The following is a 24,149-nucleotide window of genomic DNA, read 5'->3' on the forward strand; positions in this document are numbered from 1 at the left end:
ATCACGCGGGCTACAGCGGCAGTGCGTTCTTGAAACGAGGAAACAGGAGAATGGCCTCTCCCCGGCGCTCGATCGTGTTCATGTTCGTGTTCGTCGGCATCGCGGCGGTCGCCGTGCTGTTCGTGGCGTCGTGGTTCGGCGGCGGCTGGCCGAGAGCCGGGATCCCCGGCCTGCCCTCTCCGGGGCTCCTCACCACCGTCGGCCTTCCCGTCGTCAGGGTCCTGCACGACATCTGCGCGGTCGCGACGGTGGGCACCCTGCTCACGGCGGTCGCGCTGGCCGGCGACCCGGCCTCCCGCAGGGAGATCACCCGCGCGGCCGGACCCTGGGCGCTCGCGTGGGCGGCCGCTGCGGCGCTCACCCAGATCCTCACCCTGTCGGACCTCCTCGGGCTGCCGGTAGGGGAAGCGCTGGAGTCGGGGTTCCTCCCTACCTACAGCATGGAAGTGCCCCAAGGGCAGGCATTCATGGTCGTGACGCTGCTCGCGCTGGTCATCGCGGCGGGGACCACGCTGCGCCTGGGCACCTGGGGCCGGGCCCTCCTGCTCGTCCTGGCTGTCTTCACCGTCCTGCCACCCGCGTACGTCGGGCACTCCGCGTCGGCCGCTGATCACAACATCGCCGTTTCCAGCCTGATGCTGCACATCGCCGGGGTGACGCTCTGGGTGGGCGGCCTGTTCGGGCTCGTCACCCACCTGCGCCGATCGGAGGGACCGGCCCTCGCGGTACGGAGGTTCAGCGCCATCGCGCTCTGCTGCTTCGTCGCCGTCGGAGCGTCTGGCCTGGTCAACGCCTGGATCCGGCTCGGCGGGCCCACCCAGCTCTGGGAGACACGCTACGGCCTTCTGATCCTCGCCAAGCTGGCCGCCCTCGCCCTCCTCGGAGGGTTCGGCTGGACCCACCGCCACCGCACAATAGCCACCCTGGACCCCGCCCCTGCGGTCCCTCCGCCCGCCGATCCGGGCCTCGCCCCCACCCTGGACCCCGCCCCTGCGGTGGCCTCGTCTGCTGCTCCGGAGTCCGTCCCTGCCCTTGACGCGGCGTCCGCGGTCCCTCCGCCCGCCGATCCGGACCTCACCCCCGCCCCGGACACCACCCCTGCCGTCCCCTCGCCCGCCGGCCCCGATCCTGCCCCGCTCCCTGCCCCCGGGTCCGGTATCGCCCTCCTCGGACGCGTTGCCGGTGCCGGGGCGTTCGTCCGGCTGGCGACGGCCGAGATCGCGGTGATGGCCTGCACGATCGCGCTGGCGGTCGGCCTGTCGCGTACCCCGCCGCCGCGCGCGGGAGCGCTGCACGACCAGCACCAGCTGCTCGGCTACACCCTGCCGCCGTTCGCGCCCTGGCGACTGATCACCGAGACCCGGCCCGATCCGATCGTGATCCTCGCGGTGGCCGGCGTGGCCATCGCCTACCTCGTCGGCGTCCGGCGGCTGGTCCGGCGCGGCGAGCCGTGGCCGGCCGGCCGTACCCTGGCCGCGATGGCGGGGCTCCTGATCCTGCTGTACGGCCTGGCGGGAGGCGTGTCCGCGTACGGCCCGGCGATGTTCTCCATGCACGCGCTGCAGTACGCCCTCATCGGCACCGTGGGCCCGGCCCTGCTCGCCCTCGGGGCCCCGCTGGTGCCGGTCCAGGAGGCCGCGCCGCTCGCCCAGCGGACGGCGAACGGCCCGGTCGCGCTCGGACTGAGCAACCCGCTCACCGCCACGGCCCTCTACGCCGTGCCCTATCTGCTGCTCTACGTCACCGGTCTGTTCCAGCCGGTCCAGTCGAGCCTCGCCGTACGACTGGCCTCGGTGACCGTCATGGCGGTGACCGGGACCTGGTTCTTCTGCGTCGCGCTCGGCCTCGATCCGCTGCCGAGGGCGATCAGCCCGGTGATCCGCACCCGCATGCTGGTGGGCGCGCTGGTCGTCCAGGCGTGGGTGGCGCTGGTGTTCATCGGGGGTCCCACGCAGGGCGAGGACTGGTACGGGGCCCTCGCCATCCCGTGGGCGCCCGACCGCGTGACCGACCAGCAGGCGGGGGCCGTACTGGGAGCGGGCCCGGCCGCCGTGACCATCGCGGCCCTGCTGGTCCTCATGGCCGTCTGGCGCCGCCGCGCCCGCCGCCGCGTCGCCACGCGTGACCCCGCCCCGCAGCCCTCCACGGCCCGCTCCTGAGTCTCCGCGCGGGCAGCTCTCGACCCTGCACGGCTCGCCCCCTGAGCTTCCGGGGGCTCGCCCGCGCCTGAGCCTCCACGGCTCGCCCCTGGCCCTCCAGGGGCCGCGCGCGACCCCCGAAGTGCCGGCCCACCGGGATCGTCGTGTCCGCCTAAAGTGGCACCATGACGTCGTCGCCGCCCCCCGGCCCGTCCCCAGACTCGACCGGCGGACCTCCTGCGGAGCTGGCGCGGCGCCTCGGTACCGGTGACGCGGTGGTGATCGGTCTCGGCTCCATGATCGGAGCCGGGGTCTTCGTCGCGTTCGGCCCGGCGGCCGCCGCGGCCGGCGCGGGACTCCTGCCGGCTCTCGCGGTGGCGGCGCTGGTCGCCTACTGCAACGCGACGTCCTCCGCGCGACTTGCCGCCCGCTATCCCGCCTCCGGCGGCACGTACGTGTACGGCCGCGAGCGGCTGGGCGACTTCTGGGGTTACCTCGCGGGGTGGGGCTTCGTGGTCGGCAAGACCGCCAGCTGTGCGGCGATGGCGCTGACCGTGGGCGCGTACGCCTGGCCAGGGCACGAGCACCTGGTGGCGGTGGCGGCCGTGGCCGCGATCACGGCGGTGGACTACGCGGGCGTGCAGAAGGCGGCGTGGCTGACCCGGATGATCGTCGCGACCGTCCTGACGGTGCTCGCGGTCGCCGTCGTGGCCTGCCTCACCGGTGGTACGGCCGCCGTGGCGTGGCCTGTCACCTCCACGGGGATGACGGCGGGCGGAGTGCTCCAGGCAGCGGGGCTGCTGTTCTTCGCCTTCGCTGGATATGCCCGCATCGCCACGCTCGGTGAGGAGGTCCGGGACCCGGCGAGGACCATCCCCAGGGCCATCCCCCTCGCCCTGGCGATCACGCTCGCCGCCTACGCGATCGTGGCCGTCGCCGTGCTCGCCGCGCTCGGCCCCGGGCAACTCGCCCGCTCCACCGCGCCCGTCGCCGACGCCGTCCGCGCGGCCGGGGCGGGGGGCCTGGTCCCGCTGGTGACGGTGGGGGCGGCGACGGCCGCGCTCGGGTCGCTGCTGGCGCTGATCCTCGGTGTCTCGCGCACCGTCCTGGCGATGGCCAGGGACGGGCACCTGCCGCGGGCCCTGGACGCCGTCCACCCGCGCCACCGCGTTCCGCACCGCGCCGAGCTGGCCGTCGGCGCGGTGGTGGCCGTCGTCGCCGCGACGGCCGACCTGCGGGGGGCGATCGGTTTCTCCTCGTTCGGTGTGCTCGTGTACTACGCGATCGCCAACGCCTCAGCCCTGACGCTCACCGCCGAGGAGGGTCGCCCGGCTCGGTTCGTGCCGATGGCCGGGCTGGCCGGCTGCCTGCTGCTGGCCTTCAGCCTTCCGCTGCCTTCGACGCTCGCCGGATGCGGGGTGCTCGCGGCCGGCGTGGTCGCCTGGCTCGTGCGGAGGGCGGCCGGGCCTCGCTGACGGCGGGCCCGGCTACAGGAGAGAGTCGCTCTAGAACAGCCAGTCGAGAAGGCCGCCGCTCTTCTCCTTGGTCTGCGTCGGGCTCGGAGCGGGCTGGGGGGGCTGCGTGGTGGGCGGGGGCGTCGGGGACGCGGTCGGCGACGCGGTGGGGTCGTCGTTCTGCACGCGAGGCTCCTGCGGCTCCTCAGGGCGGCTGGTCGACCTCGGGGTCGCCGGAGGCGACGAGTGGCGGGTGCGGGTCGGTGACGGCCGTGAAGTCGGCTCCTGCGTGACCCGCGACTGCGAGGACGTCGGTGTGGTGGTCGGCGTGGCGCTCGGGGACGCGGACGCCTCCTCCGTCTGCTCCGGCGTCTCGGCCGGCGCGGTCACCGGGCCGCTGGGGTCGGCGGTCGGGGCGTCGGTGAGAGCTCCCTGCTGTCCGGCCGGTGAGCAGTCGGCGGCAGCCGCGCACGCCGCCTCCGGCTTGGAACCGACCGAGGAGGAGACGATCCAGCCGCCCGCGACCGCCAGGACGACGATCGCGGCCATGGCGATGATCAGTCCCCTGTTCTTGTTGCCCTTCTCCTCCTCCAGGTCACCCGTCCAGCCGGATCCGAGGAAGCCCCGGTGCGCTTCGGTCTCGGGGTCGTGCGCGCCGTTGGGGTCCCAGGTCTCGTCGTCGGGCCGCGCGTAGCCCTCCGGCCGCTCGTAGTCGTCAGGGCCTTCGTAGCCCTCAGGGTGCTCCCCGGAAGCCTCGTAGCCCTCTGCGCGCTCATGGCCCTCCGGGCGTTCATAGCCCTCTGCGCGCTCGTGGCCTTCGGGCCGCTCGTAGTCCGGCCGCTCCAACTCCACGGAGTCGTCGTTCTGGGGAAGGACGGGCTCGTGTCCGGGCGTCCATCCGTCGGACAGCACATCGCCGCCCGGGCGCTCCGGTTCAGGGGTCCAGTCGATGTTGAAGGGACCGGTCTGCTTCAGAGGATCCTCGTCGTGGGATCTCGGGGTGCCGTCGCGGTCCATGCCGAACCTCTCTGCTCTAAATCCTTGCCGCAACTTCTTAGCAGCTCCGACAGCGGCTTGTCCGGAAACTTCACAGTTCTTCCAAGATTCGCAATCTTCCCATGAGTCACGTACGTCACAAACCGAAGATCGATCGCGATGCCGCAACGACTCCTGATAGGCCGTGCGAGCCGTGGGTAGAAGGTGCGCGCAGGGCCGGGATACCGCTCTGCCTCCAAGCGTCGTACGTTAGTGAAGAGCGGTCACTATGCGTGCGAACGCGCAGGTGAATGGCAGGGCCGAACGTCCCGCCGCGAGGCGTCGTAAGACCCTGTCGGGTCACTCGGCCGTGGCCGACCCTTGATGGAGGGTCCCTGACAGGGAGGTGCACCATGCGATCCTTGGCCAGGTGGACGATGCGCTGTGCTCGCCGATACCGGTTCGACCGTAACCCGTTACGCCGGCGCACCGACCGCATCGAGGCCATCGCCGTGCTGCTCACGCTGCTGGCCCTGCTCGCCGGCCTGTGGCCGGCCACCATCGCCGCTCGCATGGTCTACCAGCGCGGCGTCGTGGCCGAGCGCGAGGAACCGGCCCATCGTAGCCAGGTCACCGCGGTCCTGCTCGAGGACGCCGCCAGCACCAGCACGGTCTCCTCACAGGGCGCCGTCCTCGGCATCAAGGCGAAGGTCCGGTGGTACACCCCGGAGGGCCTGATGCGCACCGAAGTGACCTCCGTGCCCGCGCAGGCCAAGGCGGGCTCCGCGCTGGAGCTGTGGATCGACGCCTCAGGCCGTCCCACCACCGCCCCGCGCACGCACCCCCAGACGGTCGCCGACACGGCGGTCGCCGGGTTCGGCGTCATGGCCGGGGCCGCGGGCGTGCTCTTCCTGAACCTCGTGCTCATCCGGTGGATGCTCGACCGCCGCCGTTACGCCGAGTGGGACAGGGAATGGATCGGCGCCCATGATCGGTGGAGGCGCCCGCGGCAGCCCTGAAAGCCCGAATCCCCGCAGCCCGGAAACGGTGAGGGAATCATGAACCGACACGTTGTCGTGGGCGTCGATGGCTCGCCACCCGCACTGGAAGCGGTGCGCTATGCGGTCGACGACGCCATGCGGCGCGACCGGGCGTTGCGCATCGTCCACGTCATCGACCCCTGGGTGTTCGACCAGCCGATGGCCACGCCGCCCAGCTTCCACGACTCCCTCTGCGCGCACTCCGGCATCGTGCTGGCCCAGGCCGCCGAGACGGCCCGTGAGCGGGTGCCCGGGCTTCCCATCGAGACCGCGACGCTCACCGGCACCGTCCGGAAGGAACTGCTCGACGCGGCCAAGGAGGCCGAGGTGCTCGTGCTCGGCAGCCGCGGCCTCGGCGGGTTCCTCGGGCTGATCCTCGGCTCGGTGTCGATGGGCGTCGCCGGGCACGCCGACTGCCCGGTCGTCGTGGTCAGGCATGTGGGATCCGAGGCTCACGCTGAGATCGTCGTCGGGCATGACGGTTCACCGGAGTCGGAGGCCGCCCTGGAGTACGCCTTCGAGGAGGCCGGGTGCCGGGGAGCCAGGCTGCGCGCCATCTACGCGTGGCAGGCGGACGCCTTCCTGCCGATGTTCGCCAGCTACACACCCGACCAGGGACGGATGTACGACTTCGGCAAGCGGGCGGCACAGGAACAGCTGGCGCCATGGCGCGACAAGTTCCCGCAGGTGGAGGTGGCCGACTCCGTCGTACGCGCGCACCCCGTCGAGGTGCTGTGCCAGGCGTCCTCCGAGGCGGACCTGCTCGTCGTCGGTTCGCGGGGAAGGAGCGGCGTCGGCTCGGCCGTGCTCGGCTCGGTCAGTCACGGTGTGCTCCACCACGCCTACAGCCCGGTCGCCGTCGTGCGCTCGCGACCCTCCCGCCCGGCGGCGGACGGAGGTCAGGGCCGATGAGGCAGAACCTCCGTCTCGGTCACGTGGCCGGCATCCCGGTAGGCGCTCACTGGTCCACGGTGGCGATCGCCGCGCTGATCGGGGGGCTCCTCGCGGCCTCGGTGCTGCCGGAAGCGGTCCCGGGGCAGGGGGAGGCACGCTACTGGATCGTCGCCGTGGCCGCCTCGGTGGTGTTCCTCGGCTCCCTCCTGGGCCACGAACTGGCCCACGCCCTCGTCGCCCGCCGCCGGGGGATCACGGTCAAGTCGATAACGCTGTGGCTGCTCGGCGGCGTCACCGAATTCGACGGAGAGGCGAAGACCCCGAAAGACGAGTTCCTGATATCGGCGGCCGGCCCGCTCGCGAGCCTCGTCTTCTCGGTTTTCTTCTTCCTGGTGATCCTTCCCTTCGACGGCCCCGCCCTGGTGATCTCCGCCGTACGGTGGCTCGCCCTGATGAACGGCATGCTGGCCGTGTTCAACATGCTGCCCGGCGCTCCGCTGGACGGCGGCCGGGTGCTGCACGCCGCCCTGTGGCGCAGGCACGGCGACCGCGCACGCGCCGACCGGTCCGCCGCCAAGGCCGGCCAGGTGCTCGGCATGACGCTGATCGCGATCGGCGGCATGGAACTGATCCTCCTGGCCTGGACCGGAGGGCTGTGGATGATGCTGATCGGCTGGTTCCTGGTCAGCGCCGCCCGGAGCGAGGGCGTGGTCAGAGCCGCCCGCGAAGGGCTCCAAGGATGGCGGGTACGCGACGTGATGACGCCGTCGCCCGACATCGCCCCCGGCTGGCAGAACATCGACGACTTCATCGACACCGTCGCACTGCGCTCACGCCAGTTGGTGTTCCCGGTGGTGGACTTCGGCGGGCAGGCGACGGGCGTCCTGTCCCTGGAGGCGCTGACGGCGATGCCGCCGGAACAACGCCACGAACAGCGCGTCACGGCCGTGTCCCGCCCCCTTCCCCCCGATCACGTGCTCAGCCCCGACGACGACGCCACGCGCATCCTCGGGCTCTCGACGTTCTCCGGCGACCTGATGGCCGTGGTGGCGGACCCCGGCCATGTCGTCGGCATGGTCACCACCTCCGACCTGTCCCGAGCCCTCCAGCAAGCCATCCTCCGCACCACCTCGACCCACCCCCCAACCCCTCCAACCCACGACGACCACCCCTCACTTCCCTCCGCCGACCACTCCCCAACGCCCCACCAAGACCACGACCTCGGCATTCCAACCGCCCATCAGGAGGACCACGACGGCATTCCAGCGCCGCGCCAGGAGGACCACGACGGCGTCCCAGCGCCGCGCCAGGAGGACCACGACGGCATTCCAGCGCCGCGCCAGGAGGACCACGACGGCGTCCCAGCGCCGCGCCAAGGCGACCGTCTCGGTTTCCCGGAGCCAGATCAAGACCACCGTGACCGACCTCTTCGCGGCTGATGCCCTGACCGGAGATCTTCCGGCGAAGGACCGGTCGACTGGCGCCGGGTGTCCTGGCCGGCTTCACGTATTCGGCACCGGGACGGCGAGGAGAATCACTCCGCTCGTTGTGATGCTCCCGCATTGAGCACCGGGACGGCGCGGAGCACATCTCTCTGCCCGTTGTGGTGCTCGCGTATTCGGCGACGGGGCGGCGAGGGGTGGTGCGGTGGTGTCGGCGCCGGCGTACGGCGGCCGCCTCGGGAACGTGCGGCGGCGCCGCTCTAGCGCAGGTCGGCGAACCAGCGGCCGGCCTCGGTCCAGCATGCCGCGCGGGGGAAGCCGGAGCGGCGGGCAAGATCCGGCAGGTCGGAGGCCGAGACCGTGGCCCAGGTGAACCACCCTCCCGACGCCTGCCCCCTGCGCAGTCGCACCCGGTCGATGCGAGTGGCCGTCCTTGGTGGCGCCACCTCGGCGATCACCGAGCCACCTGGCCTGACCAGCTCTCGCACCCGCCGGAGCAGCGCCTCGGGGTCACCGCCGATCCCGATGTTGCCGTCGGCGAGCAGCACGGTCCGCCAACGTCCGCTTCCAGGCAGGTGGCCGAAGACGTCCCTGCAGAGGGCGAGCCCGCCCGCGTCCCGCGTGAGCCGCACGGCGTGCGGGGTGATGTCGATGCCGAGCGCCGGCATGCCGCGCCTGGTCAACTCGACGGTGAGCCGCCCCGGACCCGAACCGACGTCGAGCACGGGTGACAGACAGCGCGAGAGCATCGCCTCGTCACCCTCGATCGGCACAAGCCAGCGGGCCGAGTCCAGGGGCAGTCGTGTGCCGTCGGCATGCTCGATCTCCACGCTCTGCCCGGCCAGGGACGCGGCGTACAGCTCCCCGATCAACGCAGGGCCCCCAGGCGGTCCAGGGCGTCGGCGAACCCGGAGCCTGGAGCCGCCGCCGCCACCTCGGCCGCGTCCGCGGCGGTGTCCACATCGGTCAGGCGCGGCATCCGGGCCACGCTCAGCCCGGCCTCCCGCAACCGTGCCAGCTGGGCCGCTCCGGTGTGCGGCTCGGACATGGGAACCCCGAGCAGGAGGTCCGCCCGGGGAACACGCAGGCCCAGCAGCCAGAATCCGCCGTCGGTCGCCGGCCCGAACACGGCGTCACACGTGTCGAGCAGTGATAGGGCGCTGGACAGCATCTCCGCCGTGACCTGAGGGGTGTCCATGCCGACCAGCACGATGGGCTCCGGCAGCAGCCGGTGGGCGTCATCGAAGGCCGCCGCCAGCCGCTCGTCCAGCCCCTGCCCGCGTTGCGGCAGCACGGTGAACCCGGCCGGGACCCAGGGGCCCGGAGCTCCGTCGAGCGCCAGCACCCGGCCTGCCGCCGGGACCCGCGCCACCGCTCCGAGCGTGTCCGTGAGGGCTGCGGCGGCGAGGTCCGCGGCCTCCTCAGCCGTGTAGGGAGGGGTCAGCCTGGTCTTCACCCTCCCCGGCACCGGTTCCTTGGCGATCACCAGGACCTGGCCCCACCCCGGCCTCATCGCGCGCCACCCTCGTCCGCCATGACACCCGGCCTCACCGCGCGCCATCTTCTTCCGCCATGGTCACCCGGCTTGATCGGGGACAACAGGGTGGCACTCATCGCGCGCCGCCCTGTTCTGCCATGACACGCCGCATGTCGCCGATCGCGCGCAGCGTGCCCCGGACCGTGCCCGTCACCTTGGAACGCCCCGCGCGAGGAAGGTAGTCGACATCCACCTCGCCGAGCCGCCACCCCGCAGTGGCGGCGAGCAGCACCATCTCCAGTGGATAGCCGAACCGTCGGTCCGTCATGCCGAGCGCCACCAGGCCCTCGCGAGCTGCTGCTCGCATCGGTCCAAGGTCGTGCAGGCGGGCACCGGTCCTGCGTCGCAGCCTGCCCGCGAGTACGGCGTTACCGAGCCGCGCGTGCGCCGGCCATGTCGCGTCCGGCTGCGGCATCCGGCGGCCGAGGACCAGGTCCGCCTGCCCGCCGACGACCGGGCCGGTCACGCGGGGAAGCTGCCCGGGGTCGAGGGAGGCGTCACAGTCCATGAAGCAGACGATGTCGGCCGTCGCCGCGACCAGCCCGGCATGGCAGGCGGCGCCGAAACCCCGCCTGGGCTCGCTCACAACGCGTGCGCCGAGCCGGGCCGCCACCTCGGCCGACCTGTCGGTGGACCCGTTGTCGACCACGATCGGGCGGTAGCCGTCCGGCATGCGCCCGAGCACCCACGGCAGCGCCGACTCCTCGTCCAGGCAGGGGAGCACCACGTCGATCTCCATGCCTGCGACGGTAAATGCGCGAGCCCCACCCAACCCTTACAAGGTGATGACGTACCAGCCGCCGCCCGCTGCGGCTATGTGTCGCCCCTCATCGGACGCCGCTCGTCCCTCCGGATCGCCGATCGTCGATCTCTTACGAGGTTGTGACGTCTCTGTGGGGGCAGCCCGGTTCGCGCTTACGGTGAGCAACGTGACCCAGGAGCCGGCCCGCCAGAGGCGATCACGGTCCCCGTCCGGACGGGCGACCGACATCGCTACGGCAAGCGCCGGTGACCGGGGTGTCCGCGATAACGCGCCAGTTGGAGATCCGGTGGATACCGAGCGTGCGGTGGATACCGAGCGTGCGGTGGAGGCACGAGGTCCAGCGGGTACCGGGCATGCGGCCGATCCACGGCAGGCAGTGGATACAAGGCATGCGTTGGATGCGGGGGAATTACGGCATGCGCGGCGCTTTCTGGGTGTCTGGGCGGGGCTGATCGCGTTCGCCTTCGGGGTCGGCGGGATCCTTCACGCGTTCGGCGTGCTGACCATCGACCATCTGCCGCCGCTGCACGCACACTTCCGCGTGCTCACGATCACGCTGCTGCCCGCCGGCGCCTTCGCCGCCGTCGCGGTCGCCGCCTTGCCCCGCCTGGTCCTGCGCGGCGGTTTCGGCCGCGCGCTCCTCCTCGCGTACGGCTGCACGCTGGCCTGGACGGTGCTCCTTGCCGTCTCGGCCGACGGACTGGCGGCGCCGCTGGCCCGTCCGACCGAGTACCTCGCTGTCCTGCCCGCCGTCGGTGACGACCCGCTGGGCTGGCTGGCGTCGTTCACCGAGCGCCTTCCCGGCTATCCGACGCACGTACGGGGGCACCCGCCCCTTCCCGTGCTCGCACTGTGGGGCCTCGCACGGTTGGGCCTGGCCGGGCCGTTCGCCGCGTCCGTGCTGGTGGTCGCCGTCGCATGCTCGGCCACGGTGGCGATCGGGCTGGTGGTGCGGAACCTGGCGGGCGAGGGGGCCGCCCGCCAGGTCCTGCCTTATCTCGCGCTCGCGCCGTCGGCGGTGTGGATCGCCACCAGCATGGACGCGTTCTTCGCGGGCATCGGCGCCTGGGGCGTGGCGCTGCTCGTGCTCGCCGGTCAGCGGGCGGCCTCGCCCATCCCGCCCGGTGTGGCGCCCGGACGTCCGCCAAGTCCGCTCCGTGAGCCACCGCTGCCTCGCCGATCGCCTCGGCTGCCTCCTCCGCCTCCGCCGCCTGCGCGTCCTTCGCCGTCTCCGTCCCCTCCACCGTCTCCGTCCCCTTCATCGCCTGCGCCGGTGTTCCTGGGGGTGCTGTACGGGCTTGTGGCAGGGATCCTGCTGGGGGCCCTTCCCTATCTGAGCTACGGGCTGGTGCCGTACCTGCTGATCCCCGTGGCGGCCGCGATGGTGGCCCGCGTGCCTCGAGCGGCGGTGACGGCGGCGCTGGCCGGCGCGGCGGGGGTGTCGGCGGCCTTCGCGGCGGCCGGGTTCCTCTGGCCGGCGGGGGTACTCGCCACGCACGCCGAGTGGGCGGCCGATCCAGGCGCCGCCAGGCCGTACTGGTACTTCCTGGTCGCCAATATGGCCGTCCTCGCCCTGGTCACCGGCCCCGCTACCGCCGCCGGCCTCGCCCGCTTCGGCCCCGTGACGGTCGCCGCTCTGGCCCGGTTCAGTCCTGTGACGGCCGCCGGTTTGACCCGGTTCGGCCCGGTGACGGGTGCCGGGTCGCGGTGGTACGGATTGAAGGTGCTCGTCGGGACGGCGTTGGTCGCCGTGCTGGCGCTCGACGTGAGCGGAGTGACCCGTGGCGAGGTGGAGCGGATCTGGATTCCGTATGCCCTGTGGATCGGCCTGGCCGCGAGCCTGGCCGGCGGGCGCCGATGGCTCGCCGCTCAGGCTCTCATCGGGCTGCTGCTCCAGTCACTCGTACTTTCACCTTGGTGAACGGCCCTTCTCGCCGACCCGGCGCCGAACGCGTGAGCGCCCCACTGGGCGGGAGGAAGCGGCCCCGGCGTGGGGTGGCCGTGTGCGGAGGTCGGAGGTCTGGGCGGTGATTGGGGGGCCGGGTTAGGCGAGGGGGGTGGTGGCGAATTCTTTCATGCCTTCTGTGAAGCCGATGGTGGCGTGGAAGTGCAGGTCGCGGGCCGCGTGGGCGGGAGAGGCGACGACGTGGCGGACGTCGCCGAGGCGGTACTCGCCGGTGACGACCGGCTCGGGACCGCCCCGCTCGGCGGCCAGCGCGCGGGCCATCTCGCCGATCGTGTGGGGCTCGCCGCTCGCGATGTTGTACGCGGCCAGGGCGCCGGGAGGGGTACGGGCTTCGGCGGCGGCGAGGTTGGCCCGGGCGACGTCGCGCACGTGGACGAAGTCGCGGCGCTGGAGGCCGTCCTCGAACACTCGGGGCGCCCTGCCGGCCTCTAGGGCGGACCGGAAGATGGCCGCCACTCCTGAGTACGGCGTGTCCCTGGGCATTCTGGGCCCGTAGACGTTGTGGTAGCGCAGGGCGACCACCGTGCCGCCGGTTTCCCGTGCCCAGTTGGCGGCCAGATGTTCCTGCGCGAGTTTGGTGGAGGCGTACACGCTGCGTGGGTCCGGAGGGGCGTCCTCGCTGATCGTCGCGGAGGTCAGCTCGGCCCCGCACACCGGGCAGCGGGGTTCGAACACGCCGCCGGACAGGTCCTGCGCGGTTCGCGGACCGGGGCGGACGCGGCCGTGCTCGCCGCAGTCGTAGGCGCCCTCGCCGTACACCACCATGGAGGAGGCGAGCACGAGGCGGCCGACTCCGTGCCTGGCCATGGCGGCCAGGAGCACGGCGGTGCCGTACACGTTGACGGAGGCGTAGTCGGGCAGGTCCGCGACGTCGACCCCGAGCCCTACCTTGGCCGCCTGGTGCACGACCAGGTCCGCTCCGGCCAGCGGTCCGTCCAGTGCCTCGGGGGCGCGGATGTCGCCGGTCGTGCCGTCCGGCGTCCCGCGTAGATCGAGGCCGGTGACCTCGTGTCCGGCGGCGCCGAAGGCCTCCACGACATGACTTCCGATGAATCCGGCCGCGCCGGTGACCAGTGCCCTCACGCCGCCGAGGCTAGCCGCGCCCGGGCCGCCTCACCCGGTGCGCGGCAAGATGTTCGCGGGACGTAAGAACCAGTGCCCTCGTGCCGCCGGGGCTTGCCGCGTCCGGTGGGGTGGGCTCAGACTTCGCGGCATCGGAGGAGGAGCATGGCGGCGTCGTCGTGCAGGGGTGCGTCGACGTGGGCTACCAGGTCGAGCCGGAGTGCCTCGAGCGCGGCCTCGGGGTCGTCGTCCTTGAGCAGGAACGCCCGTTCGGCCAGCGGGTAGAAACGGCCCGCGCGGTCGCGGGCCTCGATCACCCCGTCGGTGTACAGCAGGATCTGGTCCCCCGGGTTGAACGTGACCTGGTGCGGGTTGGGGCCGTCCACCTCCAGGACGGCGAGGCCCAGCGGTGGCGCGGTGTCGTCGGGCTCGGCCAGGGTGATCTCGCCGTTGGCGTGCAGGATGAGCGGCGGAGGATGGCCGTAGTTGAGCAGCGTGAGCCGCCCGCAGGGATCGGCGTCGACGAGGATGGCCGTGACGAACTCCTCGCCCGACAGCCGCCGGTTGAGGGCCTTCTCCAGCCGCCCGCTGACGCCGCGCAGGTCGGGCTCGTCGTGGGCCGCTTCGCGGAAGGCTCCGAGGACCAGCGCGGCCGTCTCGACGGCCTCAAGGCCCTTGCCCTGCACGTCGCCCACGATCGCGCGGACCCCGCTCGGGCCGGTGACGACCTCGTACAGGTCGCCGCCGATGCGCGCCTCGGCGTTCGCGGAGGTGTAGGACACGGCGGCACGCAGGTGGCCGGCCCGCCGGGGGACCGGTCTGAGCAGCACCCGCTGCGCCACCTCGGCGACGGAGCGAACGGTCGCCAGCTCGCGCTCGCGGCGCTGCCGGCCGACCGTGGCGAGGATGCTCGCGGCCGTGACGCCGGTGATCGAGACCAGGCTCATGTTGCTCTGCCGGTTCCCGAGGAGGCCGTTGTACACGGCGAGGATCAGCGACAGGGCGAGCGCGACGATGCCGATCAGCACGGTGCGCCGGACGCCGCCGACCAGGCTGGCGAACGCGGGGCCGACCGCGAGCAGGGACAGGTAGCCGAGGTCGGGTCCGGTGAGGATGTCGACGGCGGCGACGACGCTCAAGGACGCGAGGGGCAGCGACCCCATGAGCCGCTGCGTTCTGCGGTTGACGGCGCTCATAGGCGGCGCTCCGCTGCCGTGACGGTTCGTTCTCGGTGAAGATCGCTCGTCACAGGATGCCTCCGCGGAATAGGTCCATTTCGGTGGTGTGCCGACCAGACTTCCCGGTGCTCCGCGGCCACTGTAACAAGGCGAGGATTCGGCGAACAGCGCGCCGAGCTTACGCCGCGGCCACAGCTGTGAGCGGCACGGACACGGGGTTGATGGTTCGCGACGGGTCTGGAAGCCGGAGAACCTCGCGACGGGCGGCGCCCGCGCGGGATCCGCTTACCGGAAGAATCTTGAGTTACTACGGAATGGGATGATTCCGACCATTTCCCGCTTATGCATGCAACCACCTCGACGACCTCGCAACAACAACGAACCGGACGCTCCTCGGCGTCTGAAAGCCGGACCGAGCCTGCACGAGCGCGAATCGGACCGGGAGGTCTCTGAAGGCCTCATGAATCGAACCTTACTCTGGGATCGGCCAACTGGGACCGATTCGATACAGGTCCTCGACTTTCCGTGCACGACCTACCTCAAAGCGCCCCGATAACTTCATCGGACGGAAAATCAAGATGAGGCGGATAATTGCGGAATGCCGTTTCTCTCCGCGTCTGAGGTGGGTACAGGAAGGCGTACGACGAAGCGCGCACCGCCGCCCCGGCGTCCGGGACCCATCACGGCCCGACCGGTGATCGCCGCGGCTCCGTCACGCTCCTGCTCAACGACCGCTGCGGCTCCGTCACCCTCCTGCTCGACGGCCGTCGCCGCTCTCTCGCCCTGCTCGCCGCTCGTCACGGCTTCGCCGCGCTCCGCCTCCGCGATCGTCACGGCTCCACCGTGCAGCACGGCTATCTCCCTGACGATCGCCAACCCCAGGCCCGAGCCGCCCGCGTCTCTCGCCCGTGCCCCATCGAGCCGGGTGAACCGGTCGAACACGGCTTCGCGGTCCTCGGAAGGGATGCCCGGCCCGTCGTCCCGGACCTCGAGCAGAGCGCTCCCCTCCTGCCTGGCGACGCGCACCTCGACGAACGACGCGGCGTGCCGCACGGCGTTGTCGACCAGGTTGGTGATCAGTCGGGCGAGGTGGGAACGGGAGCCCCGGACCACCACGTCGGGATCGATGGCGAGCCGCACCCGCACCCCGGCCCTGGGACGGAGCCGAAGGGATTCCTCCGCCGCCACCTGCCCAAGGTCCACCTCGTCGGCCCTCGGCGGCTCTCCCGCGTCCAGGGCGGCCAGCAGGAGCAGGTCGGCGGCCAGCGACTGCAACCGGTCCACGTCGGCGAGCGCCTCACCGGTCGTCTCGCCGGGCGGCGCCAGCTCCAGCCGGGTGCGCAGCGTCGCGATCGGGCTGCGCAGCTCGTGGGCGGCGTCGGCGACGAATCGCTTGTGCTGCTCGACGGCCTTCTCCAGCCGGTCGAGGGTGGCGTTGACGGTGCGGGCGAGGGAGGCGATCTCGTCTCGGGCCTCGGGTACGGGGACGCGCCGGTGCAGGTCGCGGGCCGTGATGTCGGCCAGCTTGGCCCGTATCCCGGACACCGGGACCAGAGCCTGGCCCACGAAGAACCACGTCATCCCCGCCACCAGCAGCAGCAGGGCGGGGATGCCGAAGATCAGCAGCTTGTACAGCACCGTGAGCGCCTCGCGCGCGGGCTCCAGCGAGCTGCGCGCGGTGACGGTCAGCGGCCCGGTGCCGGTCTCGACGGTGGCGCTGGCCGTCGTGTAGCCGTCGGACGTCCACGTACGGCTCGGCGCCTCGGCGGGACGGCCGACCTGCACGTCGGGATCGGCCAGCGCCTGTGACAGGCCTTTCTCCGACCCGGTGTACAAGGACTTCAGCGCCGGCGTGCCGGGTACCGACAGGACGCCGGTCTCGCCCTGGGCCGGGACCGAGAGGACGCCGGCCGCCGCCGCGGCACGCCGGGCGGCCTGCGCGGTCGCGCTCCGTTCCAGGTTGTCGCGGAGAACCATGGTGAGCGCGGCGGCGGCCCCGCCGAGCGCGACCGCGACGATGAGAGTGGCGGCGACGGTGGCGCGGAGCCGTAACGACCATCGCGGGCGCGGGTGGAGGCGCATCACCGGTGCCCGTCGAGCCGGTAGCCCGCGCCCCGTACGGTCACCAGCGACGAGCGGCCGAAGGGAGCGTCCACCTTGCGGCGCAGCGCGCTGATGTACACCTCGACGATGCTCGGATCGCCGTCGTAGGCGAAGTCCCACGCCTGCCGCAGCAGCTCGGCCTTGGACACCACCTCACCCGGCCGCCGGGCGAGGCTGTGCAGCACGGCGAATTCCTTAGGGGTGAGCGCGATGTCCACGCCCGCCCGGCTGCACCGCATCCCGGCGGGGTCGATCACCAGGTCGCCGACCGTCAGCGCGACCGGGCGCTCCCGGCCGCCCCGCCGTACGAGGGCGCGCAGCCGGGCGAGCAGCACGACATAGGAGAACGGCTTGGACAGGAAGTCGTCGGCCCCGGTGTCCAGCGCCTCCGCCTCGTCGTACTCGCCGTCCTTGGCGGTCAGCATCATGATCGGCGTCCAGTTCCCGGCGTCGCGCAGGCGGCGGCAGACCGCGTACCCGTTGAGCCGCGGCAGCATGACGTCGAGCACGATGGCGTCGTAGGCGTTCTCGGTCGCCATCCACAGGCCCTCTGTCCCGTCGTGGGCGAGGTCGACGGCGAAGCCCTCGCCCGACAGCCCGCTCTTCACGAGCGTGGCGAGCCGCCGCTCATCCTCCACCAGCAGCACACGCATGCCTCCAGCCTGCCGGAAGGACCTGAAGCGCAGCTTAAGATCATTTCGGGTGTCTTCAGGTTGGCTTCAGGTGGCCGTTGGCAGTGTCTCTCCCGTCCGACCGCCGTAGGTCGATCCGGCTGTGGTCGACCGGTCTGAAGGAGATACGAATGATCAGCAAGCGCATGGGTTCGGCGATCTCGGCCGCGGTGCTCGGGGTGGCCCTGGCCGCCACCCTCACCGCCGCCGCGAGCGCCGACGAGGCCCCCCGCAGCGGCGGGCGCCCCACCTCCGGCGTGACGACCTGTGAGAGTCCGGCCAGGATCGTGGAGAAGGACGGCAAGCTTCTGCTCGACGACGGCAAGGAGGTCAGGGAGCTGAAGGCAGACGACCGGGTGCGAGCCGTGCCGGCCATCCCGGCCGTGCCCCCCGGCAGCGCCGTTCCGGAGGGCACGGGCGTTCCGCACACGGAGAGCGTTCCGTCGACGGAGAAGGCTCCGCCCGCCGAGGACGCCCCCGAAGGGGAGAAGGGGCTGTCGGAGGACGCCGATCAGGGCGTGAAGGGGACCACCGAGCGTGGGACGCCCGCCGAGGGCGCGCACGGCCGCGTCACGGCCGTGTGCACAGCTGAGGCGCCGGCGCCCTCGAAGTAGGCAAGGCCATCCCGCCGGCTGCCCTGGACCCGTGGTCCTGGACGGCCGGCGCGGGCACCGGCGTCGCCATCAGGCGCGCTCGCGGGCGAGGTGCTGCACGATCAGGGGCGTTCGCGAGCGAGACGCTTCAGGATCACTTCAGGATCAGGGGCGTTCGCGGGCGACGTTCTTCACCTGGAGCTCGTCCAGAAGGGTCTGGGTCGCCGCGGCGACCGCCTCGACGGCCCGCTCGAAGGCCTCCGCGTTGCGCGCGGACGGCGCACGGAAGCCCGAGATCTTGCGGACGTACTGCAGTGCGGCGGCCTGCACGTCGTCATCGGTGACGTCGCTGGTGTAGGGCTCGCGAAGGGTCTTGATGCTCCGGCACATGACAGGACGGTACGTCATGGGCGCGCCGGGTGAGGAGTCGCGGCGGCGGCCCAGGGGTGACCCCATGGCAGGGCGTGCGCGTCGGCGCTCTGGCGTACGCCGCGGCGTGGTTCCGGGGGGTGACTGATCGCGGCAAAGTACCCTTCAAGCGGCGTTACCGGACATCCCGCGCCGGGGATGGGCAGTACATCTCTGACGACCGGAGGCCGCCATGGCGCAGAAGACGACCGCCGCCCGGAAGGGCGCGACGCGCGCTCCGATAAAGGTCGAGCGGCGGCCCGAGGTGACGTTGCCGCTGGTCGGCCGGGTGATCATGCCCCCGCCCGACCGGATCGCCTTCTATGTGGCGCTTGGCGCGCTGGCCGCCGTCGAGATCATCGAATGGCCCGTGGCGCTGATCATCGGATTCGGTCACTTCCTCGCCGAGCAGCATTTCTCCCGCGTCCTGCAGGCAGTGGGGGAGGCCGCCGAAGCCGCCTGATCGGGCGGAGGTGCATCCCTGAAGGGGCGGGGGTGGAAGCCGCCTGGCCGCCTTCTCCGGCCGTCAATACCTATGACGGTTCGGCATTTCCCAAACGACCGCAAAATTCTTGACCGTGCGGTCATTGCGAAAGGGAGCGCAAAAACCCCAGCAAGTCTCGATATTGGCTGAATGTCGGCGCTCTGTGGATCGGGTTGTGGTCCATCCGGCTCGGGTACATGGTTCTCGCCCGCCGAAATAGGACAAAAGGAGTCATATCAATGACTTTCAACCCTTTGGAACAGCAGGGAATCCCGCTGGACCAGCAACTCCGTAACTGGCGGGAACTCAACGTCCCCCAGCTCGACCCCGACCACTCCGATCCTTACGCCCGGTGCCGGGTCATCACCATGAACGGCATCGAGATGGAAGCGATCATGTTCAGCCACCACTTCGCGCGGCGCTGCCCCGACCTGGACGTGCGTCGCCAGCTCGCCGAAGTGCGCTATATCGAGCAGCAGCAGCAGAAGGCCGTGAACTGGCTGCTTCCAGGCCTGGCGTCGGTCCTCGAGACCACGATCGCCTACGAGCAGGTGGCCGTGGACCTGACCGCCTGGGTCGCCCGCATGGAGCCCGACCCCTACCTCAAGCAGTCGTTCGAGTTCGGCCTGCTCGAGGACTTCGACCACCTCTACAGGTACGCCAACCTGTACGAACTGATCGAGCACCGCAAGGCCGAGAAGATCGTCGACGCGCTGACCGAGGTCATGCCCGGCCGGCCCACTCCGCTGCACCACCGGCACCCGATCGACAACGTCCGCGAGCACTACGACAAGGACACGGCGAGCCCGCTCTCCAAGCTCCACACCCTGACGATCATGTCCGCCGAGCAGCAGACCATGAACTTCTACTGCAACGTCGGGCCCGAGTACATGGAGCAGATCGCCCGCCAGCTCTACCAGGAGATCGGGCTGATCGAGGAGGAGCACGTCACCCACTACGAGTCGCTGCTCGACCCGCACGAGACGTGGTGGGAACAGCTCGTGAACCACGAGTACAACGAGTGCTACATGTACTACTCCTTCATGGAGACCGAGACCGACGACCGGGTGAAGCCCATCTGGGAGCTCCACCTCGCGATGGAGCTGGAGCACCTGCGCATCGCCTGCGAGCTGATGCGCCGCCACGAAGGCCGCGATCCCGCCGAGATCCTCGCTCCGCGATTCCCGGCGCCGGTGACCTTCGAGCCCAACAAGAGCTACATCCGCGAGCTCATCGCCACGCAGCTCGACCTCACGACGCTGGGGACGGGGTACGTGCGCGAGGCGCACGAGCGGTTCCAGCGCTTCCAGGAGCGGCTGCACGGCGGTGAGACGCCGCCCAGCGACCAGGTGCTGGAGGAGACCATGGCGAAGTTCGGCCAGGACTACCGGATGGAGACCGACGGTCCGCACCCGGTGCCGAGCATGCGGCGCGCCTCCGGCAAATAGCGCCTCCGGCGAATAGACAGGCGGCGCGCCATCGCGGTGTCCACCGGAAGATGCCGTCATCGTCAGCGCATCCGGGCCATCGCGACTCGACCACCGCCGGTCGGGGGGGGGGCGCCCCCCCCCGGGGGGCCGCCCCCCCCGCCCCCGGTGGGGGGGGGGGCCCCCCCCCGGGGGGCCCCCCCCCCCCGACGCCGTATATGTGGCGGGCGAGCGTGCTCAGCCCTTGTTCTTGCCCATCGCCTGGCGGACGACGTCACGGACGCGATCCATCATCGCGGTCGGCGTCCCGACCAGCACGTTCTTCGTCGCCGACTCCACACCGGGGTGCGGATGCGTGGGGGCCAGCGCCTCGGCCGCCTTGACACCGAGCGCCATGGTGCGCCGCTCCGCCTCGCTGGTCTCCCTCACGAGCTGGGCGAACTCGTAGCGTTCCTCGGCGCGGGCGTGCTCCTCGACGGCTATGCGGAGCTTCTGCAGATGGGAGGGGAACGACGCGTCGTCGGTGCCCCGCTCCTCCATGAGCGAGAGCAGCTCCTTGGCCTCGTTCTCCTCGCGAAGCCGCTCGTCGACGATGGCGTCCCCGCCTTCGAGGGCGCGCCTGGCGTAGGGGTGGACGACCTCCTCCTCGGCGGTCTCGTGGATGGCCAGCAGCCGCACGAGCCTCTCGAACGCCTCCGCCCGCGCCCCGCCGGTGGCCTGCTCCACTTCGTCGAACAGGTCCCTGATGGCGGCGTGCTGGCGGAGCAGCAGTCCGACCACATCGCTCTCGTCCATCAGTTCCGGAAGCGTCCGGTTCTTGCCCTTGCTTTTCGCCATTGCGGTTCCCCTCGTGTTCTCGCCCTGGTGATGGCTCGGCTCACTTGGTGCTGTCGGCCAGGTCGACGAGCGCGGTGGCCGTGCGGAAGTACTTGTTGCGGCCCAGGTCGCCGACAGTGTTGATCTTGAAGGCTTCCTTGAGCAGCTTGGCGTCGCCTTCGCTGATGCCGGCCAGGGCGGACACGGGGGCCTTGACGAGTTCCGTGAGGCTCTTGTTCTCGTATTCCCTGTCGAGCAATTTGGACAGGTCAGCGGCTGTTGCCATGGATCCCCCTGTGATCTCGGTCTGGCGTGCCCGGACGGAGTGTCAGGCAATGAACACCTTCCCCATCGGTATGCACGACACGGACATCTACCGACAAGACACGGCAAAGACGTCATATGCCCTTTCGGGCAACGAGAGCGGGGGTACGGCCCCCGGCCGTACCCCCGCGTGATCGGATGTCCTGTACTCCGGGCCCGTGATCCCCGGGCCCGGAGCCGGCCGGTCACTCAGGTAGCGGTGCAGGTGTAGCCCGAGGGCACCGCGGTGTTGCCGCCGGCGCGGGTGCCCTGGAAGCCGAACGTGGTGCCGGCGTTCGGCGCCAGTGCCCCGTTGTAGCTCGCGTTCTTCGCGGTCACCGTCTGCCCGCTGGTGGAGAAGGTCGCATTCCACGACCCGGAGATGGTGTGACCCGAGGGCAGGGTGAAGGTCACCGTCCAGCCACTGATGGCCGAGCTACCGGTGTTGGTCACCGTCACCGGCTGGATCACATAACCGCCGCTCCACTGCCCCTGCGTGGTCGCCGTGACGCCGCACCCGCCGGTGCCGCCTCCGCCGCCGGCCGTGGTGGTGAAGGTGACCAGGCTGGAGTTGCCGGAGAGGTTGCCCGCGCCGTCACGGGCGCGCACGTACACCTGGTACTGCGTGCTCGCGCTCAGCCCGGTGAGGGTGATGGAGTTGGTGGTCGACTGGCCGAGTTGCGGGTCGGTGCTGCCCTGCTCGCGGTAGACGTTGTACCCGGTCAGGCCGGATCCGCCGGAGTCGGTCGAGGCGCTCCACGACAGGGTGGCGCCCGACGAGGTGATGCTGGACGCCGTCGGGGTGCCCGGAGTGGCCGGAGGCGTCGTGTCGGTGGGGTTGCCGCCGCCGCCGAAGATCGTCGCTTCCTTGGCCGTCTGCTTGATGCCGTTGGCGCCGTTGAAGATCCGTGTGCCCCAGGACGTGAGGCTGCCGGCGTTGAAGTTGGTGACCATGTCGAGGTACTCGACGCCGCCGCTGTTGCCGCTCCACGACCAGCCGAGGTAGCCGATGCCGCGCGACTGCGCCTGCGACATGATCGTGTCCTCGTCGGGGTCGCCGTCGGAGTGCATGTTGCCGAACTCGCCGACCACCAGCGGCAGCCCCGCGGTCTGGAAGGCGTTGAAGTAGCTGTTGATCTCGGCCGCCGTGTCGAAGACGCCGTACATGTGGATGGAGAACACGGTGTTGCGCTGGGTGTCGGCGTTGGCGACGCTGGCGGCGTTGTCGCGCATGGTGAACGCCCAATCCTGTCCCCAGTTGGGCGCGTCGACCATGATCAGGTGCTGGAAGCCGTTGCCGCGCAGCCGGCTGATCGCGTTGGAGGTCGCCTGGGTCCAGCCGCTGACGTTGTTGTTGCCGTACGGCTCGTTGCCGATGTTGAGGACGACGTAGTCCTCCTGGCCCACCAGGGCGCTCTTGACGCTGATCCAGTAGTTGACCGCGGCGTCCAGCGTGACGGCGCCGTCCTGTTCGCCGTAGCCGGTCGTGTCGTGGTCCTCAAGGATGCAGATCAACCGGTTCGCCTTGCACTGCGAGATGACGCTCGCCACGTCGCTCGCGCCGTTCGCCGTCCAGCGCCCGCCGCTCAGCACGATGCGCACCGCGTTGGCGCCGAGGGACTTGATGCCCGCCAGCGAGGAAGAGGTCTGGCCGGCGTACCAGGTGTGCGCGTGGCTCACACCACGCATGATGAAGTTGCTGCCGTTGGCCTCGACGAGGTTCCTGCCGCTTATGTGCAGCCCCACCGCGGCGCTCGCGGGCTGCACGGCGACGAGCATCGAGAGGAGGAGGGCGAGCAGAGAGAGGATCGCCGCCTCCGCCATCCGGAGTCGCTTTCTCATGGGTCACCTTTCTTGGGAGGTTATTAACCGGTTAAGTCATACGGCACAGATCGGCCTACGCGCGAAGAGGCCGGAAGCGGTGCGGGCGCCCCCCGGCGCCCGCACGCGGGGATGGTTCGAGAAAGGGGTTCGCGCCGTCAGGCGGCCGGGCCGCCGCCCGGGGGGTCTCGTCGGTTGGTGGGAGCGCTCCCATATTGGGTGCGCTTCACGGAGATGTACAGCACGTGTCGCCGATGGATCTCCGGGCGCCGTCCTCGCCCTCCGGGCGGCCCGCGGCACCCGAGCCCGGCCGGCCCCCGCGACGTCGCAAGACGCGACCGCGGCGCGGTGACGCGGCCCCGCCTCGGCCGTGAGGCGAGGGCGAACGAGTTGAAACTTTCAACCTCAGGCCGGCTGGACGGCCGGACCGAGGATCAGAGGAAGATGCTCGCGGGCACGGTCACTCCCAGGCTGGAGATCGGGCACAGGCGGTCCAGCCCCGCGGCGATCTCGGGCACCCGCTCCAGCGTGGCGCGCACGACCGGATCGGTGACCTTGAGGAAGGCCAGGTGGCGGATGGCGTGGGCGACCACGTTCGCCACGGTCAAGTCGTCCGGGGTCGGCGTGGCCGGCGCACCGCCCCTGGCCACACGCATGTAGGTCAACTCGGCGGCGGGCAGCTCCAGCCAGGGGTCAGGGCAGACGGCATACGTCAGCACGACCTGGCCGCTCGGGTCGTACCGCCAGCTCGTGGAGTGGACGGTCACGCTCGACTGCTCGGCGGCCACCCCGGACACGCGGCGGGCGGCCTGGTCGGGATTCTCCCCGGGCAGGGGCGTGGTGACCAGACGGCGATACGCCCAGCCACCGGAGGAGTTCGCCCGCAATGCCAAGGTCTCGACCGATACCGTCGTGGTGGTGACGATCTGATCTGTCAACATGCGCTTCCATCCCGTCCTCGGCCCACCCGGGGCTGCTCGCCAATTCGCCTATTGCAACGAGTATGCAGGAGCGGTCACCACGCATCGCATCTCTGCTATTGCCGTAAGCGCCGCTTGTATGCGTGGCTTGACT

22 protein-coding genes are annotated in these 24,149 nt (G+C 71.1%); 9 read left to right on the forward strand and 13 right to left on the reverse strand.

Annotation, left to right across the window (positions count from 1 at the left end; all coding sequences use genetic code 11):
* The first annotated feature begins 50 nt into the window (after nucleotides 1–50).
* Together MYF83_RS09670 and MYF83_RS09675 are read left to right on the forward strand one after the other, a co-directional pair.
* Nucleotides 51–2,159: a bifunctional copper resistance protein CopD/cytochrome c oxidase assembly protein gene (locus MYF83_RS09670; RefSeq protein WP_248959896.1), complete on the forward strand. Its 2,109-nt coding sequence runs from the start codon at nucleotides 51–53 to the stop codon at nucleotides 2,157–2,159.
* Nucleotides 2,160–2,323: 164 nt separating this feature from the next.
* Nucleotides 2,324–3,613, forward strand: coding sequence for an APC family permease (locus tag MYF83_RS09675; RefSeq protein WP_248959897.1), 1,290 nt, complete (start codon nucleotides 2,324–2,326; stop codon nucleotides 3,611–3,613).
* Between the two features lie 30 nt (nucleotides 3,614–3,643).
* On the opposite strand, the gene MYF83_RS09680 is transcribed toward MYF83_RS09675, so the two are convergent.
* Complete coding sequence (locus tag MYF83_RS09680; RefSeq protein WP_248959898.1) at nucleotides 3,644–4,609, reverse strand: hypothetical protein; 966 nt, start codon at nucleotides 4,607–4,609, stop codon at nucleotides 3,644–3,646.
* 371 nt (nucleotides 4,610–4,980) lie between these two features.
* Between MYF83_RS09680 and MYF83_RS09685 the strand changes: the two genes are divergently transcribed.
* From MYF83_RS09685 to MYF83_RS09695, 3 genes are read left to right on the forward strand one after another with little or no spacing between them, the layout of a single operon-like run.
* Entirely contained in the window at nucleotides 4,981–5,586 is a 606-nt protein-coding gene (locus MYF83_RS09685; protein ID WP_248959899.1) for an Rv1733c family protein, read from the forward strand.
* Nucleotides 5,587–5,625: 39 nt separating this feature from the next.
* Nucleotides 5,626–6,519: a universal stress protein gene (locus tag MYF83_RS09690; protein ID WP_248959900.1), complete on the forward strand. Its 894-nt coding sequence runs from the start codon at nucleotides 5,626–5,628 to the stop codon at nucleotides 6,517–6,519.
* Nucleotides 6,516–7,940, forward strand: a complete 1,425-nt coding sequence (locus MYF83_RS09695; RefSeq protein ID WP_248959901.1) for a site-2 protease family protein — start codon at nucleotides 6,516–6,518, stop codon at nucleotides 7,938–7,940. Before MYF83_RS09690 ends, MYF83_RS09695 begins: the two co-directional genes overlap by 4 nt.
* A gap of 263 nt (nucleotides 7,941–8,203) precedes the next feature.
* Here MYF83_RS09695 and MYF83_RS09700 read toward each other — a convergent pair whose 3' ends face one another.
* From MYF83_RS09700 to MYF83_RS09710, 3 genes are all read right to left on the reverse strand, one after another.
* Nucleotides 8,204–8,815 carry a class I SAM-dependent methyltransferase gene (locus tag MYF83_RS09700; RefSeq protein WP_248959902.1) on the reverse strand — a complete coding sequence of 204 codons (612 nt, stop codon included), beginning with the start codon at nucleotides 8,813–8,815 and terminating at the stop codon, nucleotides 8,204–8,206.
* On the reverse strand, nucleotides 8,812–9,456 hold the full coding sequence (locus MYF83_RS09705; protein ID WP_248959903.1) for a TIGR04282 family arsenosugar biosynthesis glycosyltransferase: 645 nt from the start codon (nucleotides 9,454–9,456) through the stop codon (nucleotides 8,812–8,814). The genes MYF83_RS09700 and MYF83_RS09705 overlap by 4 nt, the downstream gene beginning before the upstream one ends.
* 97 nt (nucleotides 9,457–9,553) lie before the next feature.
* Nucleotides 9,554–10,207 (reverse strand): glycosyltransferase family 2 protein, encoded by a 654-nt coding sequence (locus MYF83_RS09710; protein ID WP_308201427.1) that lies wholly within the window; start codon nucleotides 10,205–10,207, stop codon nucleotides 9,554–9,556.
* A 430-nt stretch (nucleotides 10,208–10,637) separates the two neighbouring features.
* Here MYF83_RS09710 and MYF83_RS09715 point away from each other — a divergent pair, with 430 nt between their 5' ends.
* Complete coding sequence (locus MYF83_RS09715) at nucleotides 10,638–12,164, forward strand: hypothetical protein (RefSeq protein WP_248959905.1); 1,527 nt, start codon at nucleotides 10,638–10,640, stop codon at nucleotides 12,162–12,164.
* Nucleotides 12,165–12,287: 123 nt separating this feature from the next.
* On the opposite strand, the gene MYF83_RS09720 is transcribed toward MYF83_RS09715, so the two are convergent.
* The 4 genes from MYF83_RS09720 to MYF83_RS09735 form a co-directional block, all read right to left on the reverse strand.
* Complete coding sequence (locus tag MYF83_RS09720) at nucleotides 12,288–13,292, reverse strand: NAD-dependent epimerase/dehydratase family protein (protein ID WP_248959906.1); 1,005 nt, start codon at nucleotides 13,290–13,292, stop codon at nucleotides 12,288–12,290.
* 116 nt (nucleotides 13,293–13,408) lie between these two features.
* Nucleotides 13,409–14,467, reverse strand: coding sequence for a PP2C family protein-serine/threonine phosphatase (locus MYF83_RS09725; protein ID WP_248959907.1), 1,059 nt, complete (start codon nucleotides 14,465–14,467; stop codon nucleotides 13,409–13,411).
* Between the two features lie 555 nt (nucleotides 14,468–15,022).
* Nucleotides 15,023–16,531, reverse strand: a complete 1,509-nt coding sequence (locus tag MYF83_RS09730) for a sensor histidine kinase (protein ID WP_248960050.1) — start codon at nucleotides 16,529–16,531, stop codon at nucleotides 15,023–15,025.
* Nucleotides 16,531–17,205: a response regulator transcription factor gene (locus MYF83_RS09735; protein ID WP_248959908.1), complete on the reverse strand. Its 675-nt coding sequence runs from the start codon at nucleotides 17,203–17,205 to the stop codon at nucleotides 16,531–16,533. The genes MYF83_RS09730 and MYF83_RS09735 overlap by 1 nt, the downstream gene beginning before the upstream one ends.
* Nucleotides 17,206–17,354: 149 nt before the next feature.
* On the opposite strand from MYF83_RS09735, the gene MYF83_RS09740 reads away from it, so the two are divergent.
* Nucleotides 17,355–17,837 (forward strand): hypothetical protein, encoded by a 483-nt coding sequence (locus MYF83_RS09740; protein WP_248959909.1) that lies wholly within the window; start codon nucleotides 17,355–17,357, stop codon nucleotides 17,835–17,837.
* Nucleotides 17,838–17,981: 144 nt separating this feature from the next.
* Here the strand turns inward: MYF83_RS09740 and MYF83_RS09745 are convergent, their stop codons facing one another.
* On the reverse strand, nucleotides 17,982–18,224 hold the full coding sequence (locus MYF83_RS09745; protein WP_248959910.1) for a DUF2277 domain-containing protein: 243 nt from the start codon (nucleotides 18,222–18,224) through the stop codon (nucleotides 17,982–17,984).
* A gap of 193 nt (nucleotides 18,225–18,417) precedes the next feature.
* Here MYF83_RS09745 and MYF83_RS09750 point away from each other — a divergent pair, with 193 nt between their 5' ends.
* Together MYF83_RS09750 and MYF83_RS09755 are read left to right on the forward strand one after the other, a co-directional pair.
* Nucleotides 18,418–18,687 carry a hypothetical protein gene (locus MYF83_RS09750; RefSeq protein ID WP_248959911.1) on the forward strand — a complete coding sequence of 90 codons (270 nt, stop codon included), beginning with the start codon at nucleotides 18,418–18,420 and terminating at the stop codon, nucleotides 18,685–18,687.
* 260 nt (nucleotides 18,688–18,947) lie between these two features.
* Entirely contained in the window at nucleotides 18,948–20,156 is a 1,209-nt protein-coding gene (locus MYF83_RS09755; protein WP_248959912.1) for a hypothetical protein, read from the forward strand.
* 216 nt (nucleotides 20,157–20,372) lie between these two features.
* Here MYF83_RS09755 and MYF83_RS09760 read toward each other — a convergent pair whose 3' ends face one another.
* From MYF83_RS09760 to MYF83_RS09775, 4 genes are all read right to left on the reverse strand, one after another.
* Nucleotides 20,373–20,972, reverse strand: coding sequence for a hemerythrin domain-containing protein (locus MYF83_RS09760; RefSeq protein WP_248959913.1), 600 nt, complete (start codon nucleotides 20,970–20,972; stop codon nucleotides 20,373–20,375).
* Nucleotides 20,973–21,012: 40 nt separating this feature from the next.
* On the reverse strand, nucleotides 21,013–21,237 hold the full coding sequence (locus MYF83_RS09765; protein ID WP_248959914.1) for a hypothetical protein: 225 nt from the start codon (nucleotides 21,235–21,237) through the stop codon (nucleotides 21,013–21,015).
* 227 nt (nucleotides 21,238–21,464) lie between these two features.
* Nucleotides 21,465–23,096: a cellulase family glycosylhydrolase gene (locus MYF83_RS09770; RefSeq protein ID WP_248959915.1), complete on the reverse strand. Its 1,632-nt coding sequence runs from the start codon at nucleotides 23,094–23,096 to the stop codon at nucleotides 21,465–21,467.
* A 413-nt stretch (nucleotides 23,097–23,509) separates the two neighbouring features.
* The gene (locus tag MYF83_RS09775; RefSeq protein ID WP_248959916.1) at nucleotides 23,510–24,016 is read right to left on the reverse strand and encodes a hypothetical protein; all 507 of its coding nucleotides are present in this window, start codon (nucleotides 24,014–24,016) and stop codon (nucleotides 23,510–23,512) included.
* Nucleotides 24,017–24,149: the final 133 nt, after the last annotated feature.

Origin of the sequence: Sphaerisporangium perillae (assembly GCF_023276435.1) — a bacterium.
Taxonomy (GTDB): domain Bacteria; phylum Actinomycetota; class Actinomycetes; order Streptosporangiales; family Streptosporangiaceae; genus Sphaerisporangium; species Sphaerisporangium perillae.